The sequence below is a fragment of the Microbacterium sp. DT81.1 genome (genome assembly GCF_049844955.1).
Lineage (GTDB): Bacteria > Actinomycetota > Actinomycetes > Actinomycetales > Microbacteriaceae > Microbacterium.
This window is the reverse complement of the sequence record NZ_JBNCMA010000003.1, coordinates 1-7,328: the sequence shown is the minus strand read 5'-3', so window position 1 is coordinate 7,328 and position 7,328 is coordinate 1. Positions and strand designations below refer to the sequence as shown.

The 7,328-nt window shown below is 70.5% G+C and carries 7 protein-coding genes; 1 reads left to right on the top strand and 6 read right to left on the bottom strand.

From position 1 onward, the window contains the following. Positions 1-92 precede the first annotated feature (92 nt). Positions 93-896, bottom strand: coding sequence for an SDR family oxidoreductase (locus tag ACLQ2Q_RS08525; protein WP_425819992.1), 804 nt, complete (start codon positions 894-896; stop codon positions 93-95). A 134-nt stretch (positions 897-1,030) separates the two neighbouring features. On the opposite strand from ACLQ2Q_RS08525, the gene ACLQ2Q_RS08520 reads away from it, so the two are divergent. Then, complete coding sequence (locus ACLQ2Q_RS08520; protein WP_425819990.1) at positions 1,031-2,014, top strand: AraC family transcriptional regulator; 984 nt, start codon at positions 1,031-1,033, stop codon at positions 2,012-2,014. Here ACLQ2Q_RS08520 and ACLQ2Q_RS08515 read toward each other — a convergent pair. From ACLQ2Q_RS08515 to ACLQ2Q_RS08495, 5 genes are all read right to left on the bottom strand, one after another. Further along, complete coding sequence (locus ACLQ2Q_RS08515; protein ID WP_425819988.1) at positions 2,011-2,886, bottom strand: LLM class flavin-dependent oxidoreductase; 876 nt, start codon at positions 2,884-2,886, stop codon at positions 2,011-2,013. The genes ACLQ2Q_RS08520 and ACLQ2Q_RS08515 overlap by 4 nt on opposite strands. Continuing rightward, positions 2,883-4,406: an ATP-dependent DNA ligase gene (locus tag ACLQ2Q_RS08510; protein WP_425819986.1), complete on the bottom strand. Its 1,524-nt coding sequence runs from the start codon at positions 4,404-4,406 to the stop codon at positions 2,883-2,885. The genes ACLQ2Q_RS08515 and ACLQ2Q_RS08510 overlap by 4 nt, the downstream gene beginning before the upstream one ends. Before the next feature lie 39 nt (positions 4,407-4,445). Beyond that, positions 4,446-5,279, bottom strand: coding sequence for an alpha/beta fold hydrolase (locus ACLQ2Q_RS08505; protein ID WP_425819984.1), 834 nt, complete (start codon positions 5,277-5,279; stop codon positions 4,446-4,448). Positions 5,280-5,453: 174 nt separating this feature from the next. Continuing rightward, the gene (locus ACLQ2Q_RS08500) at positions 5,454-6,188 is read right to left on the bottom strand and encodes a hypothetical protein (RefSeq protein WP_425819982.1); all 735 of its coding nucleotides are present in this window, start codon (positions 6,186-6,188) and stop codon (positions 5,454-5,456) included. A gap of 147 nt (positions 6,189-6,335) precedes the next feature. Further along, a complete protein-coding gene (locus ACLQ2Q_RS08495) occupies positions 6,336-6,830 on the bottom strand; it encodes a bifunctional nuclease family protein (protein WP_425819980.1) in 495 nt (164 codons plus the stop codon). Positions 6,831-7,328: the final 498 nt, after the last annotated feature.

Sequence of the window (7,328 nt, the reverse complement as noted above, 5' to 3'; positions counted from 1 at the left end):
CACACCCGGGCTTCCACCCCCTCGCCGCCATCGTGGGGGGGGCGCGCCCCCCCCCCCCCCCCCCGACCCGTTGCTGTTCCGCGGGACGCCGTTCAGCGGGATGCCGGAACCGCTTGCGCGAACACCTCGCGGAGCGGTCTCGGTTCCCGGCCCAGTGCCTCGCGTACTCCCGTGGTCACCGACTCATTGCGCCCATCGAACACCTCTCGGCACAGGTCGGTGAGCAGGTCCGCGGCGGCAGCGTCCAGCTCTGCCTCGAGCATCGCGTGGAATTGGTCGAACTCGAGGGCGACGTAGTGCACCTCCTCACCGGTGCTCTCGGCCAAAAGGTCGGCGGCATCCGAGAAGCTGAGCAGCTCGGGCCCGGTCACCTCGTAGACGCGTCCCTCATGGCCATCCTCGAGCAGCGCCGCAACGGCGACATCGGCGATGTCGTTGACGTCGATGAACGGCTCACGCCTCGTGCCGGCGGGAAGCGCGATCACACCGTCGACCGGTCGCAGCATCCCCTCGGTGAAGTTCTGTGCGAACCAGCTCGCACGCACGACGACGGCCGGGATGCCCGATTCGAGGACGAGCCGCTCGCACCGCTGGGCACCCGCTTCACCGCGGCCGGACAGCAGCACGATGCGCTCGACGCCGGCGTCGGCTGCCACCTCGAGCAGCCGCGCGATCGCCTCCTGCGCCCCCGGCCCGGCGAGGTCGGGCACGAAGGCGGCGTACAGCCGGCCGACCCCGGCGAGCGCGGCGGGCCAGGCGTCCGGCTGCTCCCAGTCGAACGACGGCTCGGTGCTGCGCCCGAGAGGCCGCACCTCGACTCCCGCCTCGAGCAGGCGCGGGACGATTCGGCGACCGGTCTTTCCGGTCGATCCGATCACTGCTGTGGGACGTGACATATCCGTTCCTTTCGTTGATGTGACGTCCACGCTCGCGCCTCCATCTCGGTCGGGCAATGGCGGCAAGGCCAGATTCCTGTGCCCATCGTCCGGGTCACCGGCGGATCGGCAGTTCGGCATGCCAGTCTGGACGAATGGCGAATCCGCGTGGTATACCCGACAGCGCCGTCCCCCTCGCGCACGCGCTGCACATGCTGCGGCTGACCGGCGTGCTCTACTGCCGCGCCGACGCCGGCGCGCCGTGGGGGGTCGACTTTCCGCAGCTCGAATCGCACATGAGCGTGCCGGTCGTCCTCTCGGGTCGGTGTGTCCTGGAGGTCGCGGGGCAGCGTCACATGCTGGAGGCCGGAAGTGCGGCGCTCATCCCCCGTGGAACGCCGCACGTGCTGGCGAGCGCAGAAGGGGTGCGCGCCGAGCCGCTCTTCGACCTTCCGTTCGAGCAGGTCGGCGAGCGCTTCGAGCGCATGCGCATCGGCGGCGAAGGCCCGCGGACGCAGATCGCGTACGCCGCCTTGTGCGCGGATGACGCCCTGACCCAGAGGCTGGCGGCCGAGCTGCCCACGGTGATCGTCGTCGACGGTGCCGACGACGAGGAGTTCGGTTCGTTCCGCAGCGTCCTCCGCCTCATGGCACGCGAGGCCGCTACCGACCAGCTGGGCGGCGACACGGTTCTCGCGCGACTCGCCGACGTGCTTGTGGTGCAATTGCTGCGCCGCTGGCTGAGCGGAGCGGACGCACCGGCGACGGGCTGGCTGGCCGCGCTGTCGGATCCCCATGTCGGGCGCGCGCTGAGCCGCATGCACGCCGACCCCGCGCGGGAGTGGACGCTCGTCGCTCTCGCTCGGGAGGCGCGGATGTCGCGATCGACGTTCGTCGACCGGTTCACCTCACTCATCGGCGAGCCGCCGATGCGCTACCTCGCGGGCTGGCGGCTGCAGCAGGCACATGCGGAGCTGACACGCACCGATGCGCCCATCGGCCAAGTCGCGGGCAGGGTGGGGTACTCGTCGGAGGCGGCGTTCAGCCGGGCGTTCAAGCGCCGGCACGGCACGACACCCGGCGAAGCGCGCCGTGCGATGCGCGTGGGCAACGCCCGCCAGCCGGCCGCCGGCGCCTAGCGCTGCTCGGGCGGATCTCGTGGCGCGGGCCGCTCGAACGGCGCGGGCCGCTCGAGTGGCGTCGGCCGCCCGAGCGCGTCGGCCGCGCGCCGCACGAAGTCCAGATATCCTTGCACGTCGTCGTCGGGCGTGATCGCCCGCAGCACAAGTTCGTCGACGCCGGACGTGTACGCGACGATGCCGGGGCGGATGTCGTCGTCGCCCGGCTGCGGCAGCACGGTCTCGAACGGGTCCAGCCCGAGGCGTGCGAAGTTGGCGGCATACTTGGGCGCCGAGGCGTAGCCGGCCACCTCGGACCGCAGGCGACCGCGCGCCGCGTCATCCACCACCGTGCGTGCATAAACAACCACACGGCCGGGACGGGCGCCGGCGGAGTCGCGATGCTGCCCGGCCTGCTCCGCGGCGACGGCCGGTGACACCCAGTTCAGCAGCACGCCGTCGGCCTCGCGCGCCGCGAGCTCGCGCATCTTCGGACCGAGCGCACCCACCAGCACCCCGGCGCGGGTGGTGCCGCGCAGCGTCTCGATGCCCTCCCGCACGAGAGCGAGCGCGCCTTTCGACGTTCCACCAGAGCCGATTCCGATCGACACCCGGCTCTCGGGCAACCCGGCGGCTCTGATCGCCTCGGCGACCTCGCCGGGTGGGCGGCGGTCGAGTGGGATCACGCCGGTCGCGAGGGTCAACCGCTCGGTGGCGGCTGCCGCGGCGGTCAGCGCCGCGATCGAGTCGCCGTGCGGAGTGTCGTTGACCCACAGCGCGTGAAACCCCGCCTGTTCGACCGCGGCCGCGATGCGTGCGATCGCCTCGGGGCCGAGCGCGCCGGCGACCCCGACCGACACGACGCCGTGCCGCGCATCACCGTCGGTGCTCATGCGTGCAGCATCCCTCGCAGTGTCTGGATGGTGTCGGCATCCTCGGGCCGCTTGTCGTCGCGGTAGGTCTTGACCCGCGCGAATCGCAGCGCGATCCCCCCGGGGTACCGCGGCGAGCGCTGCACGCCGTCGATCGCGATCTCGACCACAGTGACGGGCCTGACGTGCACGGTGTAGTCGTCGCCTCCGGTCGCGATGGTGGGGAAGTACTCCGTCTGCCAGGCGAGCGTGGCATCCGTCATCCCCTTGAAGGTCTTGCCGACCATGACGAACTCCCCCGGCTCCCCGAACTCGCCGACCGGATCGAGCGCGCCGAGATGGATGTTGGACAGCATGCCGGAACGGCGGCCGGATCCCTTCTCCACGGCCAGCACCACGAGGTCGAAGGTGTGCACGGGCTTGACCTTGATCCAGCTGGCGCCCCGCCGGCCGGCCGCATAGGTCGAGTCGATCCCCTTGACGACCACGCCCTCGTGACCGGCGGCTATCGCCTCCTGGCTGATCCGCTCCGCCTGCTCGGGATCGGCCGTGACCTGCCCTGGGATGCGGTGGTCGGGCGCCACGCGCTCCAGTTCCGCCAGGCGCACCGACAGCGGTTCGTCGATGAGATCTCTGCCGTCGACGTGCAGCACGTCGAAGAACCACGGTCGCAGCGCGATGAGACGGGCGACGTCGGCACCGAAGCGCGACATCGTGTCCTGGAACGCGCGCGGTGAATCGTTCTCGTCGAGGGCGAGCGTCTCGCCGTCGAGCACGACATCGTGCACCGGCATCCGCTTGGCCACCTCGACGATCTCCGGCAGCCGATGCGTGATGTCCGCGAGGTTGCGCGTGAAGATGCGCACGTCGTCTCCCGAGCGATGAACTTGGATGCGCGCCCCGTCGAGCTTGTACTCGACGGACGCCGTGCCGAGCGCGTCGACCGCTTCGGCGGCCGTGGGCGCCGTGCTGGCGAGCATCGGGAGGATCGCGCGCCCCACGACCAGACCGGTGTCGGCAAGATCCTGCTCGGTGCCGGTCAGCGCCGTGCGCGCGGTCTCGCCGAGGTCACCCGACAGCATGGCGGCGCGGCGCACCAGCTCGAGGGGACGATGGGATGCCTTGGCCACCGCATCCGTCACCACGCCCTCGAGGGCGCCGGTGCGCACCTCGCCCAAAAGCGCTCCGCCCAGGAACGACTGCTCCCGGTCGGTTGCGCGTGCGAGAAGCGCGCGCAGCGCCGACGCCCGCGCCTGATTCGAGCCCTGACCGGATGCCGCGGCCAGGGTGTCGAGGGTCTCATCGACCTCGGCGATGGTCAGCGTCGCCTCGGCGGCCGGATCCCCCGTCGCGGCGGCGAGGCCCCGCCACCCTACTCCGATCCGGCCCTGCCTGGGCTTGCCGAGCAGCAGCCCGAGCGCGGGCGCGATCTCGTCGGGCCCCATGCGCTTAAGCAGGTCGGCCAGCGCCTCGACCTTGGCGAGCCGCGACCGCGTTGCCGCGACGGCGTCGGAGGTATCGGCCAGATCCTGAAGCAGCATGGCGTCAGTCTCGCATCCACATCGGACACGTCCCCTGTGTCACGCCCCCGCGACCGGCGTATCGAGGAACGTCCGGACCACGTCCGAGACGAGGTTGGTCCGCGCGAGCCCGAAGAAGTGGGTCGTCCCGGGAAAGACGGCCAGCTGCGACGCCGGGACACCGTCGAAGTCGCCGTTCACGTCGCCACCTCGCAGTCGAAGGAACCGAACGGCATGGTCGAGCGACACCATGTCGCAGTCCCCGACGGTGATCAGCGTCGGAGCGGCGATGGTGCGGATGTCGTCCTCCGACCACCCTTCGAAGCCCGACTCGTAGGTGGCGCCGAGCTTGTCGAGAAGCGCCTGCAGGTGCGCGTGATCGGGGTGCGGCGACTTCGCGAGATACGCCTGCTCCATCGGCGTACCCGCGATCATGTCGACCGTCATGGCGCCGACCACTTCCGCGTTCCCCCCGCGCATGCCGCTGTCATCGAAGGTCGTCGACGCGACGATCAGCTTCCGGACCCGCTCCGGCGCCTTGATGGCCAGGTACAGGGCGACGGCGCCGCCGACGCTGTTGCCGAAGACGTCGACACGGTCGATGCCGAGGTGATCGAGCAGGCCGAGGACGTCGGAAGCCAGGCCCGCCGCCGACAGTGGCCGGTCGATGTCGTTCGTGCGGCCGTGACCCTGGAAGTCCAGGGCGATAACCTGCCGGTTCTCCGACAACGAGGGGAGCAGTGCGGCGAACTGCTGATCGATGTCGAAGAGGCCGCCGTGCAGGAGCACGAGCGGCGTGCCGCCGGAGCCGTGGACCTCGTAGTACAGCTCGAGACCGTTGACCGGCGCATAGCCGGTCCGGGTCGGGCCGTGCGAGGCGGTGTCGTCGGTCATGGAACCTCCCGTGGGCGCGATCACTGATGCGTCCCAGGTTTCCAGTTCTGGCGCGGCCGCACCACCTACCGCGGGACCGGCACGCGGCAACGCCCTCGCTTGCGCGGCGGCAACCGGCAGCGCGCAGCGACCCGGCGGCGAGGTCCGGGCCGATGCGCGTGTCTTGCCGGCGGGTCAGCCTCCCGAGCCCTCGTCGGGACTCGGGAGCGTGTTGTCGACCGCGGGTCCGAATAGTGCCCACGCGCCGGCCTCGCACACGTAGAGCTCCGGCACGGCGGTGTTGATGAAGATGTCCCCGTCCGCGGTGCACGTGTCGTCGTTCGGCTCCGCCACGCCGAGGGCGATCTGGGTGCCGGGGGCGCCGGGCGCTCCCGCTTCACCCGTCGCTCCCGTCGCGCCCGTAGCGCCCGTGGCGCCCGTTTCGCCCGTGGCGCCGGTTTCGCCCGTGGCGCCGGGAGCTCCGGTCAGGTTGGCGGCGGCCGACTCTTCGATGTTTCCGACCTGCACCCAGGCCCCGTCCCGGAAGACGTACACGTCCGAGGTGGCCAGGTCGATATAGAGCTCGCCCTCGTAGCCCTTGCCCTCGGCGGGCACCCCGGTCCCCGCGCGCACGGCGGCTCCAGCGGGAAGGATACTCTCGATCGCCTCCGTGTAGTCGGCCGGGTCGAAGCTGCTCGAGGCGCTCGGCTCGGCGGTCGGCTCCGGAGTCGGCTCCGCAGCGGCCTCCGTCGACCGGGCCAGCCACGAACCGAGGAATGCCGCGACGAACGAGAGCAGCACGACTGCGATGCCGATCCAGATCAGCGCCGTTCTGCTGACGCCGGCACTCTGCGCGGGCGCTCCCCCGGCGACGGCCACCGACGGCTTGGTGATCGGAGGGGTTCCCCGGTTGCTCTGGCCATCACTCATGTCGGAATCCCGTCCGGTACCCGGCGCCCCGGATCACCGTGAGGTCACGGGGGGAGCGACGACGCGCTCAGTTTAGGGACTTTTCCCCGATGGACTCGTCATTCCAATCGCGTGATCCGCGAAGCGGTAGACGCGGCTTCGCGGCGGTCAACCCTGGAAGTCCTCCGGATCGACGTTCTCCAGGAACTCCTTGAATTGATCGAGCTCGGCTTCCTCGCCGCCGAGGTCCACGATCGAGGCGGGGATGCCCGCCGCGTCGAGCACGTCGTCGGCCAGCCAGATCGGTGCGTGGACCCGCACGGCGAGCGCCACCGAGTCGGACGGCCGCGCGTCGAGGACGAGCATTCCCGATGCTGTCCGCAACGAGATCTCGGCGTAGAAGATGCCTTCCTCCAGGCGCGTGACCTCGACGCGTTCGACTCGAGCGCCCACCGCGTCGAGGAGGGTCTTCATCAGGTCGTGGGTGAGCGGGCGGGGAGGCGTGCCCCCCTCGACGGCGATGAGGATGGACGTCGCCTCCTGGTCCCCCACCCAGATAGGCAGCACCCGGCCCTCTCCTGGTTCGTCGAGCACCGGTTTGAGAAGCACGATGCGCTGCTGGGCCGAATCGAGCGCGATGCCTACGACGCGTACCTGGATCATGGCGACTCCTGCCGGAAGTTGTGCCGCGGACGCGTGCATGGTGCGCCCGAACCGGGCACGTTACGCCCCGGTTCGCCGCCTCGCAAGGGGCTCGCGTCAGCTCGGAAGTCCCAGTTCTTGCCCGTTGAGCTGTCGAGCCCGGAAGCCCGCGGATCCTGCGGTACGTCTCGTCGCTCGTGCCCTCTGCGTGCCACTCGCCTCGAACCTCGCTTCAGCCGGAGCGACGCGGATCCGATAGTGCCTAACAAGGTAGTCGCCTCGGGCCTGTACGCCCGAACTGGCAAGCTCGCGCGTGCGACAGAGAACCAAGCGGTTGCGCGGTCTGACCGCCCTGGGTCGATAAGGGTCGGTGACGGATGCTGCGGATGACTTCGTGGTGATGACGCCGCGCTCGCACCACCCGGCTCGCTCGTATACGGCGCCCGGGATTCTATTGATCGATGCAACGCCCCTTCTGGAGGTGGTTGCTCGTGGTGTTGTCGTTTTCTTCTCCCGGGG